At 66.9% G+C, this 17,877-nt stretch carries 11 protein-coding genes; 3 read left to right on the top strand and 8 right to left on the bottom strand.

Annotated features, from left to right (window positions below):
* Nucleotides 1-46: 46 nt before the first annotated feature.
* From C722_RS0108570 to glnE, 8 genes are all read right to left on the bottom strand, one after another.
* Entirely contained in the window at nt 47-1,468 is a 1,422-nt protein-coding gene (locus C722_RS0108570; RefSeq protein WP_017640109.1) for a lipopolysaccharide kinase InaA family protein, read from the bottom strand.
* Nucleotides 1,465-2,220 carry a lipopolysaccharide kinase InaA family protein gene (locus tag C722_RS0108565; RefSeq protein ID WP_017640108.1) on the bottom strand — a complete coding sequence of 252 codons (756 nt, stop codon included), beginning with the start codon at nt 2,218-2,220 and terminating at the stop codon, nt 1,465-1,467. The genes C722_RS0108570 and C722_RS0108565 overlap by 4 nt, the downstream gene beginning before the upstream one ends.
* Nucleotides 2,217-2,948 (bottom strand): lipopolysaccharide kinase InaA family protein, encoded by a 732-nt coding sequence (locus C722_RS0108560; protein ID WP_017640107.1) that lies wholly within the window; start codon nt 2,946-2,948, stop codon nt 2,217-2,219. The genes C722_RS0108565 and C722_RS0108560 overlap by 4 nt, the downstream gene beginning before the upstream one ends.
* On the bottom strand, nt 2,948-3,754 hold the full coding sequence (gene rfaP, locus C722_RS0108555) for a lipopolysaccharide core heptose(I) kinase RfaP (RefSeq protein ID WP_017640106.1): 807 nt from the start codon (nt 3,752-3,754) through the stop codon (nt 2,948-2,950). The genes C722_RS0108560 and rfaP overlap by 1 nt, the downstream gene beginning before the upstream one ends.
* Entirely contained in the window at nt 3,751-4,869 is a 1,119-nt protein-coding gene (locus C722_RS0108550) for a glycosyltransferase family 4 protein (protein WP_017640105.1), read from the bottom strand. Before C722_RS0108550 ends, rfaP begins: the two co-directional genes overlap by 4 nt.
* Nucleotides 4,866-5,873, bottom strand: coding sequence for a lipopolysaccharide heptosyltransferase I (waaC, locus tag C722_RS0108545; protein WP_017640104.1), 1,008 nt, complete (start codon nt 5,871-5,873; stop codon nt 4,866-4,868). The genes C722_RS0108550 and waaC overlap by 4 nt, the downstream gene beginning before the upstream one ends.
* A complete protein-coding gene (gene waaF / locus C722_RS0108540) occupies nt 5,874-6,908 on the bottom strand; it encodes a lipopolysaccharide heptosyltransferase II (RefSeq protein ID WP_017640103.1) in 1,035 nt (344 codons plus the stop codon).
* Nucleotides 6,909-7,021: 113 nt separating this feature from the next.
* Nucleotides 7,022-9,982 (bottom strand): bifunctional [glutamate--ammonia ligase]-adenylyl-L-tyrosine phosphorylase/[glutamate--ammonia-ligase] adenylyltransferase, encoded by a 2,961-nt coding sequence (glnE, locus tag C722_RS0108535; RefSeq protein ID WP_017640102.1) that lies wholly within the window; start codon nt 9,980-9,982, stop codon nt 7,022-7,024.
* Nucleotides 9,983-10,311: 329 nt separating this feature from the next.
* On the opposite strand from glnE, the gene aceE reads away from it, so the two are divergent.
* The 3 genes from aceE (at nt 10,312) to C722_RS0108520 (ending at nt 17,857) form a co-directional block, all read left to right on the top strand.
* Nucleotides 10,312-12,954 carry a pyruvate dehydrogenase (acetyl-transferring), homodimeric type gene (aceE, locus tag C722_RS0108530; protein WP_017640101.1) on the top strand — a complete coding sequence of 881 codons (2,643 nt, stop codon included), beginning with the start codon at nt 10,312-10,314 and terminating at the stop codon, nt 12,952-12,954.
* 28 nt (nt 12,955-12,982) lie between these two features.
* The gene (gene aceF, locus C722_RS0108525; protein WP_017640100.1) at nt 12,983-14,971 is read left to right on the top strand and encodes a dihydrolipoyllysine-residue acetyltransferase; all 1,989 of its coding nucleotides are present in this window, start codon (nt 12,983-12,985) and stop codon (nt 14,969-14,971) included.
* Between the two features lie 279 nt (nt 14,972-15,250).
* The gene (locus tag C722_RS0108520; protein ID WP_017640099.1) at nt 15,251-17,857 is read left to right on the top strand and encodes a bifunctional diguanylate cyclase/phosphodiesterase; all 2,607 of its coding nucleotides are present in this window, start codon (nt 15,251-15,253) and stop codon (nt 17,855-17,857) included.
* Nucleotides 17,858-17,877 lie beyond the last annotated feature (20 nt).

The raw sequence follows: 17,877 nt of genomic DNA, 5'->3' as shown, positions 1-17,877 counted from the left end.
CCTAGCGCACGGCGATTCAGCCCCGGTACAGATGGCGGGTCGGCGCTCAGGCTGGCGGCAGGTGCTCGTCGAGCAGGCGATGCAGGGCGCTGTCGGCCGGCCAGTTGCGCAGCAGCCGGGCGCGGTCGCGGGCATAGGCGGCGGCGTAGGCACGGTCGCTCTCATGGGCCTGGAGGGCGTCGAGGTCGATCACCAGCCAGTGACCTTCATGCCAGATCAGGTTGGTGCCCTTGAAGTCGCCATGGCCGAGGCGCTCGCGACGCAGGGCTTCCACCAGCGCCAGCAGGGCCTCCAGCTCGGCCGCCGGCGGCGCGGCATCCACATAGGGCGCGAAGCGCTCCAGCAGATTGGGCCCGTCGACGAAGGGCGTCACCAGATAGGCCCGCCCGCGCAGGCCGAGAAAGCGGCGCTCACGCACGGCCAGGGGCTCGGGGGTGGGAATACCAAGGAAGCGCAGCCGGTGCCCTTCGCGCCAGCTGTGCCAGGCCCGGCTCGGCCGCCAGAAACGCGTCAGCCAGTGGCCGAAGCCCTTGATGTTGTATCGCTTGAGCACCAGGTCCTGACCCTGCCACTGCAGCCGGGCCACGGTGGCGGCGCCGCCGTCCTTGAAGGTCGGCAGACCGGCCAGGGCCGCATCGGGATCGGCCAGCAGGCCTTCCAGGCGATTCAGCCAGGTGCGCCGCACGGCGATCAGGCCAAAGGCGCTGCGGGTGACGGCGAACAGGGTGCACTCTCGGCCGCTCTTCTTGAGGTAGTCGGCCAGGCGCCAGCGACGAATCTCGGCGGTGCGCGCCAGCAGGGCCTCCAGGCGCAGGGCGTGTTCGGCATTGACCAGCAGGTAGTGGATCAGCAGCTCTTCCAGCTGGGCATCCAGGGTGGCGGGCAGCTGGGCGAAGAACACCGCCAGATTCTCCTGCACCCGGGCCTGGGACAGCGGCTGGCCGACGGTCTCGGCCTGGATGTCCGCCGCGTCTATGACCAGGGCGGCGCCGTCCTTGACCAGCAGGTTGTCCAGGTGCAGATCGGCCTGCCAGAGGCCCTGGGCGTGCAACCGCGCCAGGGTGGCGAGGGCCGCGCCGAGCAGGTCGTTCTGCGCGGGAGACAGGGGCGGCTCGCCAGCGATCCGCTGCCAGAGGTGCTCGACGCTAGGCGCCGCCTCGATGAAGTCGAACAGCAACCAGGCGCCCTGCCCGCTCGCCTCGCCGCTGTCCAGCAGCGCGGGGGTCGCCGCCGCGGCTGCCGCCAGCAGGCGACAGCCCTCACGCTCGCGGGCGAATTGCCGACTCGCGCGCTCGCCGACTAGTAGCTTGGCCAGCACTCGCCGGCCCTGCCAGCGGGCCTCGCCGACATAGCGCTGACCGGGCAGCACCCTGAGCAGCGACAGCAGTTCCAACTCGCCACTGGGCAGTTCGATACGCAACGGCAGGGTCAGCGCACGACCGGCCTTGGTCAGTTGCTCCAGGGTCATGCCTTGCGCTCCTTGTGGCGGCGACGCCCGGCCAGACGCTGGCTCCAGTCACGCACGGCGGCGCTGTCCAGCGGCTGGTCCAGATAGCTCGCCAGCAGGCGGGCGATGTCCTGCTCGCGCCATTGCGGCGCGCGGCGCAGCAGGGGTTCGAGATCGCGCAGGCGATCACGCCGGCCGAACAGCAGCGGCCGGGTCTTTTCCAGATCGATCAGCCGCGCGATCAGGCCTTCGCCCTGACGCTGCAGGAACAGATGCTTGGGATAGAAGCAGCCGTGCACCTGGCCGGCACCGTGCAGCTGGCGCGCCAGTTCGCCGACGGCGACCAGCACCGCCTGGCGCTCCTCGGGGGCCAGGTGCGTCCAGACACGCAGCCAGCTGTCGAGGTCGCGCCAGTCATCCAGCGCCCGGGTCAGCAAGATGGCGCGCCAGCCCTGGTCATCGCGGCGCTCGCCGTAATAGGCCAGCTCCAGCGCTGGGATGCCGCGCTCGGCGTAGCGGCGGATATTGCGACTCTCGCGGGCGAAGGTCGGCTCGCCCAGCGGGCGGGCCAGGGTGCGGGTCAGGTAGTCGCGCTGGCGCTTGAGGTAGTAGCCATGACCGTTAACGTCAAGGCGAAACACCTGACTGAAACCGCCGCGTCCCTGGTTGGGTTCGTCCACCGCGGTCAGCTCCAGCGCCCACAGCGCCGCGAAGCTGTCCAGGCCCTGGCCGGCCAGCACGGCCCGATCATCGGCCGTCCATACCTCGTTCATTCCCGCCCCTTGAAATAGTCCAGCACCTCGCGGATGCGCCCCTTGTCGTTGTCGCTGAGGCGCGCGCGACCGCGGTATTGCAGATAGAACCGGAGGCGCTGGGTGCGTGACAGCTGGTACTTGGCCACCTTGTCCAGGCAGGCTAGGTCCTTGACGATGCGCCAGCGCAACCAGTGGCCGACCCAGAAGGCGCCGGCCGGGCAGTCGATGAGATAGAGCACGCCCTGGCCATCCACCAGCAGGTTGCGCCACTTGAGATCGTTGTGGACGAAATGGTGATCGTGCAGGGTACGGGTCGCCGCGGCCAGCTGACGACTGACCTTGTCCACCCACACCCGGTCGCGCAGCCGCGGATCCTCGCGCCTGGCCAGTTCGGCGAGATCCAGGGTATCGGGAATCTCGCGGGTGATCATGGCGCCACGGGTGAACCCCCGGGGCGAGCGCTCCATCCCCCAGGCCACCACCGGCGCGGTAGCGATGCCCCACTTGGCGAAACGCTTGAGATTCTGCCATTCGGCCTTGACCCGCGGCCGCCCGACATAGCGCCGCAGTCCCTTGCCGGCGCCGTGGTAGCGCTTGACGTAGTAGCGGATGCCGTCGCGCTCGATGCGCACCACTTCCGACAGCGGATCGCTGGTCAGGCGTTCGCCGGTCAGGGCGAACACCGCGTCCAGGGTCGCGAATTCGGGCAGGTGGGCGACGCTGGAATCGATGCGCCAGTCAGCCATCAGAGCCGGTCCCCGTAGCGTTCCTTGCGCTCCAGCAAGGCGGCGGCCTTGCGTTCCAGCCGCGCCAGCAGCGGCGCCTCGTCGCGCAGGATCTCGCGCAGCGGCCGCTGGAAGTAGCCCTGCAGGAAGCGCAGGAAGTCACGTCGCGTCAGGCCGATGCCCAGGGCGGAGAAATACAGCCCGGCCAGGTCCTTGTCGCGCCAGCGCCGGGGCACCTGGGCGCGGCACTGGGCGCGGTGCAGGTCGATCAGCCAGAGCTGCAGATTGGCCACGGTGACCGGCTGGGCGGTGTCGAGCAGGAAATGGCAGATGTAGCAGTCGCGATGGTTGACACCGGCCCGGTGCATGGCCCCGGTCATGCGCGCCACCTCGGCGATCAGCGCCCGCTTGAGCAGGGGCTCGGGGGGCTGGCGGATCCACTCGAGACTGAAGTCTTCGAGGCTGACGGTGGGCGCCAGCTCCTCGGTAATGATGAAGGAATGCTGGGTCGCCGGATTGGCGCCGCGCTCGCCAAAGGCCACCGCGGTCATGGTCGGCACGCCGACCTGGTGCAGGCGCTCGATGGCCTGCCATTCCTGGCGCGCACCCAGCACCGGCTGCTTGGCCTGCAGCAGATTCTTGGCGATCTCGCCCCAGCCGATGCCGCGGTGGATCTTGACGAAATAACCCCGCCCGGCCACCTCGGTGCGCAGGGTACGGCGCCCGTCCAGTTCGCGATAGACCTGGCCCTGCAGGGCCTCCACGGCGACGAAGGGATCCTGGCCGGCCCAGAGGCTGGCGAAGGGCTCACGCAATTCCAGGGTCATGCCACCCCCAGGATGACATCGGCGGCGCGCTCGGGCAGCGAATAGAGATCGGCGCTGTCGGCGAAGGCCAGGCCGTTGCGGCCCTGCACCGCGCGGCGCTCGGGATCAGCCAGCAGCTCGGCCAGCATCCGGTCCAGGGTCTCCTGGGCGAATGGCGACGGCACCACCGCGCCGGCGCGGGCCTCGTCGATGTAGTGGGCATAGCCGCAGACGTCGGTGACCAGCACCGGCAGCCCGGCGACCAGCGCCTCCAGCAGCACGGTACCGGTGTTCTCGTTATAGGCCGGATGGATCAAGAGATCGGCGCCGAGCAGGAAGCGCGGGATGTCGCTGCGGCCCTTGAGGATCTGGACGCGATCGCTCACGCCCAGGGCCTTGGCCTGCAGCAGGAAGGGCTTGGGATCGTCCTGGCCGATGGCGAAGAGTCGAGTGCGGCGGCGCAGTTCCTTGGGCAAGGACGCCAAGGCCCGCAGGCTGCGATCCAGGCCCTTGGTCTTGAAGCCGGAGCCGATCTGCACCAGCAGCAGCTCGCCCTCCTCCAGCCCGAATTCGCGACGGAAGTCGGCGCGGATCTCGGCGGCATTGGCCGGCGCACGGCGATCGGCGGCGATGCCCGGCGGCAAGAGGTGGAAGCGCGGTGCAGGCGTCCCATAGTGCTTGACGAACAACGGCTGCTGCACCTCGGAGATCATCAGGATCTCGGTCGACGACTCGGGGGCGAACACCGCGCGTTCGTATTCGGCGAAATGGCGATAGCGGCCCCACTGGCGATAGAGCGGATTGCGCAGGGTCTGGGCCTTGTCCTCGAAGCAGGGATCGGCGGCGTAATAGACGTCCAGCCCCGGCATCTTGTTGAAGCCGATCACCCGGTCCACCGGATCGCGGGCGAGATCGGCCTGCAGCCAGGCGTGGAATTTCTCGTTGCGGCGGTGATTGAACAGGGCGCTGATCCTGGCCACCCGCACGTCGAAGCCCTCCGGCACCGGGCCTTCCCAGATCAGGGTGTAGACGCGAATGGCATGGCCGCGGCGCTGGCACTCCTGGGCGATGCGCAGGAAGTCCCGCTGCAGGCCGCCAAAGGGAAAGTACTTGTAGAGCACGAAAGCCAGGGTCATGCGGGGAGGTCTTCCAACAGCAGGGTTTCCAGTTCCAGTTCGACCCGCTCCGGGGTCAGGGCGGCCAGACTGGCCGCGGGCTGATCGCGCGGCTCGTCGGTGCCATCCAGGCCCACGGCACTCAGGTGCACCTGGGCGCGGCCATAGGCACCGACCTTCTTCGGACTGGTCGGGCCATAGAGCGAGACGGTGGGCACGTCCAGGGCGGCCGCCAGATGACCCAGCCCGGTATCCACCGCCACGCAGGCGCGGGCGCCGGCCAGCACCTTGGCCACCCCGGCGAGATTCAGGCGCGGCAGCACCTGGACGCCGTCGAGGCCGTCGGCGATGCGCTCGGCACGGGCATGTTCCGCCTCGTTGCCCCACAGCAGTCGCACCGGCCAGTCCAGTTGGCTCATGCGCTCGGCCAATTCGCGCCAGTGCGCTTCGGGCCAGTGCTTGCTGACCCAGGTGGTGCCGTGCAGGAACACCACATAGGGCGTCTCGTTGGGGCCGGCCAGACGTTGCCGATCCAGGCCGTAATCACCCACGCCCGCCGGCAGCGGATAGTCCAGGGCCTGGGCGAACAGCTGGCGGATCCGCTCCAGGGCGTGCTGCCCCTTGGCGACGTGATAGCGCTCGTCATAGAAGCGGCTGGCCAGGGGCTCGCGCGCGGAATTGCGGTCGAGACCGGCGACCGGCGCCTCGGCGTAACGGGTCAGCCAGGCGCTCTTGAGCAGGCCCTGGGCATCGATCACCCGGTCATAGCGCTGCTCGCGCACGCGACTCTTGAATTCGCCCCACTCGCCACTGGCCCAGGCGGAAAAGGGCTGCTTGCGCCAGCGGCGCAGGGCCACCGGAATCACCTGACTCACGGCCGGGTGCCAGGCGGGAATCTCGGCGAAGCCCTCCTCCACCACCCAGTCGAAGCAGATGCCGGGGATGGCCCGGGCCGCATCGGTCAGCGCCGGCAGGGTATGGATGACATCGCCGAGGGAGGAGGTCTTGATAAGCAGCACGCGCATCTAGCCCACCTCGATCGGATCGGCGACCAGGCGGCCGAGCGCCTCCTGCACCAGGCTCGGCTGCAAGAGGCGCAGGCAATCGTAATGGCCGAAGCGGCAGGTTCGGTCGAAGCAGGGACTGCACTCCAGCCCCAGGCGCACCACCTCGACCTGGCTGGCCAGCGGCGGCGTGAAGCCCGGCGAGGTGGAGCCATAGACCGCCACCAGCGGGCGATCCAGGGCAGCGGCCACATGCATCAGGCCGGAATCGTTGCTGATCACTGCACTGGCGCAGGAGAGCAGGTCGATGGCCTCGGCCAGGGAGGTACGCCCGGCGAGGTTGTAGACATCCTCTTCGAAGCCGGGGGTGACCCATTCGCGGATTTCCTCGCCACCCGGAGCATCCTTCTGCGAACCGAACAGCCAGACCTGCCAGCCCTGGCGCAGCCGGGCATCGGCCACGGCGGCATAGTGCTCGGCCGGCCAGCGCTTGGCCTCGCCGAACTCGGCGCCCGGGCAGAGCGCCAGCACCGGCCGGTCCAGACTCAGCCCGAAGCGCTCCAGGGCCGTGTCGCGGCTGGCCGGATCGATGACCAGGCGCGGTTCGGGATAGGGCTTGGGCAACTCGGCGCCTGGTGGGTAAGCCAGCGCCATGAAGCGCTCGATCATCAGCGGATAGCGGGCCTTGTCCAGGGTGCGGATGTCGTTGAGCAGGCCGAATCTCATCTCGCCGCGCCAGCCGGTACGCTTGGGGATGCCGGCGAAATAGGGCACCAGCGCCGACTTCAGCGAGTTGGGCAAGAGGATCGCCTGGTCATAGCGACCGCGCAGCTGCTGGCCGATGCGCCGGCGGGTGGCCAGTTCGAAGGCGCCGTGGCCGAGGGGAAAGCTCAGGGCTTCGCGCACCTCGGGCATGCGCTCGAGCAGCGGGCGACTCCACTCGGGGGCGAGGACGTCGATCTGGCAGTCGGGGTGCTGGCGCTTGAGACAGACGAAGAGGGTCTGCGCCATCACCATGTCGCCGACCCAACTGGGTCCAATGATCAGAATATTCATGCTGGAAGGCGATCGGCACCTAGCGGGTGGCCGACTCCCACTCCCTCAGGCCCGGCCTGATCGAAAGCTCGCGCACGGACATCGACATCTTGCCTCTCCTTACTGATGGCGGCCTAAAAGGTGGCCGGATTGCCGGACGGCGTGTCCAGCCCCAGGCCGTGCCAGATACGGCGCACTTCGTCGCGCTCGGCGAGAAAGCCGTCGGCCGGTACCTTGCCCGGCTGCTTCTGCAGGACCAGGCGGTGCAGCGCGGCGCGGTAGGCCTTATAGGCTTCGCGCAGGGCAATGGCGTCCGTGGCCGGTACCAGACCAGCCGCTTCGAGGGATTCCAGGATGCGGATGTTGTCGGGAAAACGCAGCAATTCGGGATGCTGCCACGACCAGGCCAGAACGGCATATTGGACCATAAATTCGATATCGACGATACCGCCGGCATCCTGCTTGAGGTCGAACAGCTGCTCCGGCCGGCGCGCGTTCGGCCCCAGTCCGCCGGCGGTCACCGCGGTGCCGAGGTTGTCGAGCATCTTGTCGCGCATGCCGGCCACGTCGGCCTGCAGGGTCGCCAGCTCCCGCTGCCGACCGAGGATGCGCGCCCGCACCTCGTCGAAGCGTTCTCCTAGACGTGGACAACCCGCCACCACCCGCGCCCGCACCAGCGCCTGGTGCTCCCAGGTCCAGGCCTCGCTCTGCTGGTAGCGCTCGAAGGCCTCCAGCGAACTCACCAGCAGCCCCGCCGCGCCGGACGGCCGCAGGCGCATGTCCACCTCGTAGAGGGTGCCCACCGGGGTGGTGGTGGTGAGCAGATGGATGATGCGCTGGCCGAGGCGATTGAAGAACTGGGCGCCATCCATGGGCTTGGCGCCATCGGTCTCGGCCAGGGGATCGGCGTCGTGGATGAACACCAGGTCGAGGTCCGAGCCGTGGCCCAGCTCGATGCCGCCGACCTTGCCGTAGCCGACAACGATGAAGTCCGGCTGGCAGGGCGAGCCGTCGCGCCGCTGCGGCGTGCCATGGCGCTGCACCAGCTGGCGCCAGGCCAGGCCGAAGACCTCTTCGAGGATCACCTCGGCCAGCCAGGTCAGGTAGTCGCTGACCTTCATCAGCGGCAGGCTGCCGGCGATCTCCGCCGCCGCCACCCGCAGGCTGTGGGCGCGCTTGAAGTGGCGCAGCACGTCCATCTGCTGCTCCAGGTCCTCTTCGGGCAGGCGCATCAGACGTTCGCGCAATTCGGCAGCCAACTCCGGCTTCTGCGGCGGATGGTAGAGCCGACCCTCGTTGAGCAATTCGTCGAGCAACGCTGGATAGCGGGCGATCTGCTCGGCCACCCAGGCACTGGCGCCGCAGAGTTCCAGCAGCCGTGCCAGGGCCGGCGGATTCTCGCTGAGCAGGACCAGGTAGGCGGAGCGTCGCGCCACCGCCTCCACCAGCGGCAGCACCCGCTCCAGCGCCCGATCGGGTTGCTCGTCGGCGCTGACCGCATCCAGCAGCCGCGGCATGAAGGCATCCAGGCGTTCGCGACCGGCGCGCTGCATGGCGCGCACCTGGCCACTGGCACGCAGGTTGGCCAGCAGTTCCAGCGCCTGCTCCGGCGCTTGGAAGCCCGCCTCGCGCAGTCGCGCCAGGGACTCCTCGGGGTCGAGCAGGTCTTCCCACAGCGGCAGCCAGCTGTCTTCCAGCTCGGCGCTCTGGGTCTCCTCCTCGGGATCGGCGATGGTCTGCTGGAAATGCCAGTCGATGCGGCTGCGCCAGCCGTCGAGCGCCGCGCTGAATTCATCCCAGTCGGCATAGCCCATGAGGAAGGCCACCCGCGCCCGCCCCTGGGGATCCACCGGCAGGGTCTGGGTCTGCTGGTCGGCGATGGCCTGCAACCCATGCTCGACATAGCGCAGGAAGCAGTAGCCCTCGCGGAGCTCCGCTTCGGCCGCGGCCGGCAGATAGTCGCGCTCGCGCAGACTGGTCAGTACCCTGAGCAGCGGTCGCTGTTGCAGCGCCGGATCACGCCCGCCGTGGATCAGCTGGTAGGCCTGGGCGATGAACTCCACCTCACGGATACCGCCCGCACCCAGCTTGACGTTGTCGGTCATGCCGCGGCGGCGCACCTCCTGGCGAATCAGCTGCTTCATGCTGCGCAGGGCTTCGATGGCGGAAAAATCCAGATAGCGCCGATAGACGAAGGGTCGCAGCAGGGTCAGCAGCTCGGCGCCGCTGACCTGGTCGCCGCCGACCACCCGTGCCTTGATCATGGCGTAGCGTTCCCAGTCGCGGCCCTGGTCCTGGTAATAGAGTTCCATGGCGGCAAAGCTCAGCACCAGGGCGCCGGCGCTGCCATAGGGCCGCAGGCGCATGTCGACGCGGAAGACGAAGCCCTCCACCGTGGTGGCATCCAGCGCCTTGATCAGGCGCTGCCCGAGGCGGGTGAAGAATTCCTGGTTGTCCTGCTCGCGCCGTGCGCCGCGGGTCTCCCCGGCCTCGCCATAGGCGAAGATCAGGTCGATATCGGAGGACAGATTGAGCTCCCCCGCACCCAGCTTGCCCATGCCCAGCACCACCAGTTGCTGTGGCTGGCCACTGTGGCGCCCGGTCGGCACGCCGAACTGGGCGCACTGCTGGGCGTAGAGCCAGGCGCAGGCCTGGTCGATGCAGGCATCGGCCAGCTCGCTGAGGTCGCGGCAGGTCTCCACCAGATCGGCCCGGCGAGTCAGGTCGCGCCAGACGATGCGCACCTGCTGCAACATGCGGAACCGCCGCAGCCGGCGCCCCAGTTCGGCCTCGTCCGGGCAATCGACGAGCGCCTCGCGCAACCGCTGCGCCATCTCGCCCGGTGCCAGTGACAGCTCCAGATCGCCACTGTCGACCAATGCCAGGCAGGGCTCGGGCAGGCGGCAGAACTGCTCGACGACGAAGTCACTGAGAGCTGCCACCCGCCGCCAGTCGGCACGCTGCGCCGCGGACCAGTCTGCCTGGCGGGCGGCAGCCGCGGGCAGCGTGGCCAGGGCGTCGGCCAGGCGCCGGTCGGCGAGCTCGGCACATGCGACGAGAGTCGGAGGCAGATCGGGACGAAGGAGGGGTATCATGGGCAGTCCTGCGCAGGGACGGTCGAACCCCACCACCCTGCCGCGAACCCCATGCCAGGGACATTCCGACGGACCACCTGGTCCGAGCGGGAACCGTTTTCACGTCCGCGGTTCGGAGTTCGCGAGCCCATGAGCAGCGCGTTCGACAAACGTCGAATTGTTTTTTATCGCATTACAGCTCGGAGCTGAAACGGATTTGAATTTGTAGTAAAACTACACGCCGATCGGAACCGTCCGGTCATAAATCCAAGAATTTTCGCTGCCCCCAAGAGGCCGGCGGCGACCCTGAGGCGACCGATTTTGGAAGCCTTTCCGCCCTGGAGCAAGCCATGCAAGATCTCGATCCCGTCGAAACCCAGGAATGGCTGGACGCCCTGGAGTCCGTCCTCGACCACGAAGGCGAGGAGCGCGTTCATTATCTGATGACCCGCATGGGTGAACTGGCTACCCGCAGTGGTACCCAGCTGCCCTACTCCATCAATACCCCCTATCGCAACACCATTCCAGTGACCAAGGAAGCCCATATGCCGGGCGACCTGTTCATGGAGCGGCGCATCCGCTCGCTGGTCCGCTGGAACGCCCTGGCGATGGTCATGCGCGCCAACCTCAAGGATCCGGATCTGGGTGGCCACATCTCCACCTTCGCCTCCAGCGCCACCCTCTATGACATCGGCTTCAACTATTTCTGGAAGGCGCCCAACGAAGAGCACGGCGGCGACCTGATCTACTACCAGGGCCATGCCTCGCCCGGCGTCTACGCCCGTGCCTTCCTGGAAGGCCGCCTCTCCGAAGACCAGATGAACAACTTCCGTCAGGAAGTGGACGGCAAGGGGCTGTCGAGCTACCCGCACCCGCACCTGATGCCCGACTTCTGGCAGTTCCCGACCGTCTCCATGGGTCTGGGTCCGATCACCGCCATCTACCAGGCCCGCTTCATGAAGTACCTGGAGAACCGCGGCTACATCCCCGCCGGCAAGCAGAAGGTCTGGTGCTTCATCGGCGACGGCGAGTGCGACGAGCCGGAAACCCTGGGTGCCATCTCCCTGGCCGGCCGCGAGAACCTCGACAACCTGATCTTCGTCATCAACTGCAACCTGCAGCGCCTCGACGGCCCGGTCCGCGGCAACGGCAAGATCGTCCAGGAACTGGAAGGCATCTTCCGCGGCGCCGACTGGAACGTCACCAAGGTCCTCTGGGGCCGCATGTGGGATCCGCTGTTCGCCCGCGACACCGAAGGCCGCATGCAGCAGCGCATGGACGCCGTGGTCGATGGTGAATACCAGAACTACAAGGCGAAAGACGGTGCCTATGTGCGCAAGCACTTCTTCGGCGCCAACCCCGAGCTGCTCAAGATGGTCGAGGACCTGTCCGACGACGAGATCTGGAAACTCAACCGTGGCGGTCACGACCCCTACAAGGTCTATGCGGCCTACCACCAGGCGGTCAACCACAAGGGCCAGCCCACCGTCATCCTGGCCAAGACCATCAAGGGCTACGGCACCGGTGCGGGCGAAGCCAAGAACACCGCGCACAACACCAAGAAGGTCGATGTGGAGTCGCTGAAGAAATTCCGCGATCGCTTCGACATCCCGCTAAACGACTCCCAGCTCAGCGAGCTGCCCTTCTATCGTCCGGCAGACGACAGCGCCGAGATGAAGTACCTGATGGGCCGCCGCGAGTCCCTGGGTGGTCACCTGCCCCAGCGTCGCGCCCGCAGCATCAGCATCCCCACCCCGCCGCTGGACACCCTGAAGGCGGTGCTGGACGGCTCCGGTGATCGCGAGATCTCCACCACCATGGCCTTCGGCCGCATCCTGTCGCAACTGGTCAAGGACAAGGACCTGGGCAAGCGCATCGTGCCCATCCTCGCCGACGAGGCCCGTACCTTCGGCATGGAAGGCATGTTCCGCCAGTTGGGTATCTACTCGCCCCACGGCCAGCTCTATGAGCCGGTCGATCGCGACCAGGTGATGTACTACCGCGAAGAGAAGGACGGCCAGATTCTCCAGGAAGGCCTCAACGAGGCGGGCGCCATGTCCTCCTTCATCGCCGCCGGTACCGCCTACAGCAACTACAACCAGCCCATGCTGCCGGTCTACATCTTCTATTCGATGTTCGGCTTCCAGCGCATCGGCGACCTGGCCTGGGCGGCGGGCGATGCCCAGACCCGCGGCTTCCTGCTGGGCGGCACCTCCGGCCGTACCACCCTCAACGGCGAAGGACTGCAGCACGAGGACGGTCACAGCCACATCCTGGCCGGTACCATCCCCAACTGCCGCAGCTACGATCCCACCTATGCCTACGAGCTGGCGGTGATCATGCGCGAAGGCATCCATCAGATGATGGAACTGCAGCAGAGCGTCTTCTATTACATCACCGTGATGAACGAGAACTACCAGCAGCCGGCCATGCCCGAGGGTGTCGAGGAAGGCATCATCAAGGGTATGTACCTGCTGGAAGAAGAAAAGGGCGACTTCAAGCACCGCGTCCAGTTGCTGGGCTCGGGCACCATCCTCAACGAGGTCCGCGCTGCCGCGAGCCTGCTACGCGAGATGGGCGTCGGCGCCGATATCTGGAGCGTCACCAGCTTCAACGAACTGCGCCGCGAAGGCCTGGCCGTGGATCGCTGGAACCGCCTGCACCCGCTGGAAGAGCGCCGCCTGACCTACGTCGAGCAGTGCCTGGGCGAGCGCCAGGGTCCGGTCATCGCCTCCACCGACTACATGAAGCTGTTCGCCGATCAGATCCGCCAGTGGGTCCCCACCGAATTCCAGGTGCTGGGTACCGACGGCTTCGGTCGCAGCGACAGCCGCAAGAAGCTGCGTGATCACTTCGAGGTCGATCGTCGCTGGGTCGCCGTCGCCGCTCTGCAGGCGCTGGCCAACCAAGGCAAGCTGGAACGCAAGGTCGTGGCCGATGCCATCACCAAGTTCGGCATCGACACCGAGAAGCGCAATCCCCTGGATTGCTGATGCGGCACACGGATAAGAGGAAACAATTGTGAGCGAGACCATCCGCGTACCCGACATCGGCAGTGGCGACGGCGAAGTCATCGAGCTGCTGGTGAAGGTCGGCGATACCGTCGAGGCCGAACAGAGCCTGGTGGTGCTGGAGTCCGACAAGGCCAGCATGGAGATTCCGGCCCCCAAGGCCGGCAAGATCGCCGCCCTGCACATCAAGGTCGGCGACACCCTCAAGACCGGTGATCTGCTGATCGACCTGGAAGGCGAGGACGCCGCCACCGGCAGCGAACCCGCCGCCGAACCCAAGGCCGAGTCCAAGCAGACCCAGGTCGAGGAAAGCGAAACCCCGACGCCAGCCGGCGACGAGGACGCTTCGGCGTCCGCCGGCGAAGGCGAGTCCCAGGAAATTCACGTTCCGGACATCGGCTCCAGCGGCAAGGCCAGCATCATCGAGGTGGCGGTCATGCCCGGCGACACCATCGCCGCCGAGCAGACGCTGATCACCCTGGAATCCGACAAGGCCAGCATGGAAATCCCCTCCCCCGCCGCGGGCGTGGTGGAGAGCGTTTCCGTCAAGGTCGGCGACGAAGTGGGCACCGGCGATCTGATCCTGGTGCTCAAGGGCGCCGCCAATGCCAAGCCGAGCAAGAGCGTCGAATCCAAGGCCGGCGACAAGCCCGCCAAGGAAGCCGCCGAGCCCGAGCTGCACGAGGAAGCTGCCGCCGAGCCGGCCGGTGAGTCGGTCGAGGAGATCAAGGTCCCCGACATCGGCTCCACTGGTAGTGCCAACGTCATCGAGGTGCTGGTCAAGGCCGGTGAGCAGGTCAAGGCCGAGCAGTCGCTGATCGTGCTGGAGTCCGACAAGGCCAGCATGGAAATCCCGGCGCCCAAGGCGGGCGTGGTGGAAAGCGTCGCCATCAAGGTCAATGACCAGGCCAAGACCGGTGATCTGATCCTGACCCTGAAGGTGGCCGGTGCCGCGCCCAAGCAGGCGGCCAAGCCGGCTGCCGGCAGCACCGCCGCCAGCGCGCCGGCTGCCGAGAAGAAAGCCGAGGCTCCGGCCAAGGCTGCCGCCCCGGCCAGCGCACCCGCCGCCGGCAAGGGCAAGAAGGTCCATGCCGGCCCGGCCGTGCGCATGGTCGCCCGCGAGTTCGGCGTCGATCTGGGCGAGGTCACCCCGACCGGTCCCAAGGGCCGCATCCTCAAGGAAGACGTCCAGGCCTACGTCAAGGATCAGCTGCAGAAGAGCAAGGCGGCTCCGGCCGCGGCTGCAGGGGCCACCGGTGGCGCCGGCATTCCGCCGATCCCCACCGTGGACTTCAGCAAGTTCGGTGAGATCGAAGAGGTGCCGATGACGCGCCTCATGCAGGTCGGCGCCAACAACCTGCATCGCAGCTGGCTGAACGTGCCCCACGTGACCCAGTTCGACCAGTCCGACGTGACCGATCTGGAAGCCTTCCGGGTCGGCCAGAAAGCCGTCGCGGAAAAGGCCGGCGTCAAGTTGACCATCCTGCCGTTCCTGCTCAAGGCCTGTGCCCATGTGCTCAAGGAACTGCCGGACTTCAACGCCTCCCTGGCCCCCAGCGGCAAGGCGGTGATCCGCAAGAAGTACGTGCATATCGGCTTCGCCGTGGACACCCCGGACGGCCTGCTGGTCCCGGTCATCCGCAACGTCGACCAGAAGAGCCTCCTGCAACTCGCCGCCGAAGCCGCCCAGCTGGCGGAAAAGGCGCGGACCAAGAAGCTCAGCGGTGACGACATGCAGGGCGCCTGCTTCACCATTTCCAGCCTGGGTCACATCGGCGGTACCGGCTTCACGCCGATCGTCAATGCCCCGGAAGTGGCGATCCTCGGCGTGTCCAAGGCCAGCATGCAGCCGGTCTGGGACGGCAAGGCCTTCCAGCCGCGCCTGATGCTGCCGCTGTCGCTGTCCTACGATCACCGCGTGATCAACGGGGCAGCTGCCGCGCGCTTCACCAAGCGCCTGGGCGATCTGCTGACGGAAATCCGCAGCCTGCTGCTGTAAACGCCACAGGACGGTAATGGCTTCCCGCTACCGTCTTCTGGTGTAGCAAGAACCCCGCTCATGCGGGGTTTTTGCTGCCAGATCAACCGAAAGATCCAGGAAAAAGGTAGGATGAGCGCCCTGAGCGTCGCCCCTTGCATGCCCTGGGCCCTATCGGGCAACCTTGACAGCTATCCCAGAGCGCTGGCGAGACGGAGAGGAAGAAGGATTAATGATTTGTCTGTCCTTTCCGATAACCCTAGGACATTTTTCCGTCTTCACAAGGACGCGGACCCTCGCATGAGTATTCACTCCGATGCTGCCGATGCCGCGGTAGCCGATCAGGCGGGCGCGCTCAGCGCTCCTGCCCGATTGGGCTTGCTGCGCTTCGAGCGTCTGAATGAAGCCTCCTGGGCGATGCTCTATCTCGACTCCCGCTGTGAGGCCAGCCTCGGCCTGCCCGCCCAGGCGCTGTGTTCGCTCATCGATGCCCCCTATGCCAGCCTGATGGAGCCCAGCGTCCGTCATCGCCTGCACGAGGACATCCAGCTGCAACTCGCCGAGCATGGCAGCTATCAGGTGCGTTACCTGTTCCATTCCACCACGGCCCCCTGCCAGGTCGTCGAGGTGGGCGAGAGCCTGCAGCGTCATGGTCGCCCCCTGCTACGCGGCTATCTGCTGCGGGTGATGAACGACGATGCCCTGGCCGGCGAATGGGAAGCCCACAACCTGGCCCTGCGGTCGACCCTGGCGCTCCTGCAGGAAAGCCAGGACCACAGCCAGCAACGGCTGGGGATGGCCCAGGCGCGGCAGACCCTGCTGCTCGAATTGTCCCGGCTGGCCCTGAGACAAACGCCGGTCGACGACGAACTGGTGCAGCTGCTGCGTGCCCAGGGCCCGGCCGCCTTTGCCGTGGATGAGCTCAGCCTGTGGCGCTACGAAGGCAATGGCCTCGTCACCCTGTGCAAGGAAGAGCGCCTGCCCACGCTGTGCAGCGACCACCGCCGCCGGTTGCGTGAGCAGGGCGTGATCGAAGACGCCAGCCAGGTGCTGCACCCTTCCCATACCGGGGGCGGAACGGCCCTGGACGTGGCGCTGCTGCACGAGAATCAGCTGATCGGCCTGCTCTGCCTGAGACGGGACCGGCCAGCTACCTGGGAGGCCGAGGACGTCGTCTTCGCCCGCAGCCTGGCAGAATGTCTGGCTGCCCTGCTCCAGCAGCCGGAGCGCTTGCCGAAGGTCGCCCACCCCCTCACCCGGGTGATGGAAGCCAGCAACGATGCCTTCCTACTGCTGGATGCCGGCGGTCGCCTGGAGCACGCCACCGACAGCTTCGCCCGCATCACCGGCTATCCCATCGCCAAGCTGCAGGGCCTGCACGTCGAATCCCTGCCGGCCCTGGAGAACTGGAGCGAGCTGCTCTACGAAGCCTGGCAGCACCTGGCGCACCAGGACAGCTGGCAGGGCGAATTGCGGTGCTATCGCCGCGACGGCGAGACCTACTGGGGCCAGCTGTCACTGTCCAAGATCCAGCAGCCCAACGGCGACCTGCAGGGCTATTTGGGTATCTTCCAGGACACCAGCAAAACCCGCTTCGCCCAGCAGCACAACGACGAGATGGTGTTTCGCGACAGCCTTACCGGGCTGGCCAACCGCAGCCACTTCATCGCCCGCCTGGAAGAACGCCTGGAGCAGTCCAATCCGAGCAGCGAGCACTCGCTGCTGCTGGTGGACGTCGACAACTTCAAGAGGGTCAACGACAGCCTGGGTCATCGCATCGGCGACCAGCTGCTGGTGGGCCTGGCCCGGCGCCTGCGCAGCGCCCTGGGCAAGGGCGCGCTGATCGCGCGCATCGCCAGCAACGAATTCGCCGTGCTGCTCGACGGCATGGATGCGGTGTCCGCCACCAGCCTGGCTCGCGACACCCTGGTAGCCCTGGATCCGCCGCTCTACGTGGAAGGCCACCCGACCCTGATCAGCTGCTCCATCGGTCTGACCACCGCCAGGCCGCACGAGACCGATCCGCAGACCCTGATCAAGCACGCCGGCCTCGCCCTGCACAGGGCCAAGGCCACCGGCGGCCATCAGGTCCAGGTGTTCACCGAGGCGCTGATCGCCGAGGCCAGCAACAAGCTGTTCGTGCAGAACAACCTGCGCCGCGCCCTGGAGCAGAACGAATTGCTGGTGCATTACCAGCCCAAGGTCTGCCTGAAGCGCGCCAAGCTGCTTGGCCTGGAAGCCCTGATCCGCTGGCAGCATCCGGAAAAGGGCATGATCCGCCCGGACCAGTTCATCAGCATCGCCGAGGAAACCGGGCTCATCGTGCCCATCGGCAAGTGGATCATCCGCGAGGTCTGTCGCCAGCTGCACCGTCTCGACGCCGCCGGCTTCGACGACCTGCAGATCGCCATCAACCTGTCGCCCAAGCAGTTCACCGATCCCGACTTGGTGCAGTCCTTCGTCACCATCCTCGACGAGGAAGGCATCGCGCCCAAAAGGCTGGAGCTGGAACTGACCGAAAGCCTGCTGCTGGATGCCACCGACGCTACCCGCAACACCCTCGAAGCCCTCAAGCGGCTGGGCATGAGCCTGGCGATGGACGACTTCGGCACCGGTTATTCGTCGCTCAGCTACTTGAAAAAATTCCCCATCGACATCATCAAGATCGACAGGAGTTTCATCAAGGACATCCCGGACAACCAGGACGACATGGAAATCACCTCCGCGGTGATCGCCATGGCCCACAACCTGCGGCTGCAGGTGGTTGCCGAGGGCATCGAGACGACCGAACAGCTGGCTTTCCTGCGCCATCATCGTTGCGATATCGGCCAGGGCTATCTGTTCGACAAGCCCATCCCGGCCGACCAGCTCGACGCCGCCCTGGCGCGTTACCTGCCGACGCGCTGACCCGCCGAGCGGACTCGACC

Source organism: Pseudomonas sp. 313 (assembly GCF_000316965.1).
Lineage (GTDB): Bacteria > Pseudomonadota > Gammaproteobacteria > Pseudomonadales > Pseudomonadaceae > Chryseomonas > Chryseomonas benzopyrenica.
The sequence above is the reverse complement of the archived record's forward strand: the minus strand, read 5'-3'. Positions and strand labels throughout refer to the sequence as shown.

Bases quoted from the DNA above. Each gene is read 5' to 3' on its own strand.
- waaF (WP_017640103.1), bottom strand. From the start codon at position 6,908: ATGAATATTCTGATCATTGGACCCAGTTGGGTCGGCGACATGGTGATG.
- C722_RS0108520 (WP_017640099.1), top strand. From the start codon at position 15,251: ATGAGTATTCACTCCGATGCTGCCGATGCCGCGGTAGCCGATCAGGCG.
- rfaP (WP_017640106.1), bottom strand. From the start codon at position 3,754: ATGACCCTGGAATTGCGTGAGCCCTTCGCCAGCCTCTGGGCCGGCCAG.
- aceE (WP_017640101.1), top strand. From the start codon at position 10,312: ATGCAAGATCTCGATCCCGTCGAAACCCAGGAATGGCTGGACGCCCTG.
- glnE (WP_017640102.1), bottom strand. From the start codon at position 9,982: ATGATACCCCTCCTTCGTCCCGATCTGCCTCCGACTCTCGTCGCATGT.
- C722_RS0108565 (WP_017640108.1), bottom strand. From the start codon at position 2,220: ATGAACGAGGTATGGACGGCCGATGATCGGGCCGTGCTGGCCGGCCAG.
- waaC (WP_017640104.1), bottom strand. From the start codon at position 5,873: ATGCGCGTGCTGCTTATCAAGACCTCCTCCCTCGGCGATGTCATCCAT.
- C722_RS0108560 (WP_017640107.1), bottom strand. From the start codon at position 2,948: ATGGCTGACTGGCGCATCGATTCCAGCGTCGCCCACCTGCCCGAATTC.
- C722_RS0108570 (WP_017640109.1), bottom strand. From the start codon at position 1,468: ATGACCCTGGAGCAACTGACCAAGGCCGGTCGTGCGCTGACCCTGCCG.
- C722_RS0108550 (WP_017640105.1), bottom strand. From the start codon at position 4,869: ATGACCCTGGCTTTCGTGCTCTACAAGTACTTTCCCTTTGGCGGCCTG.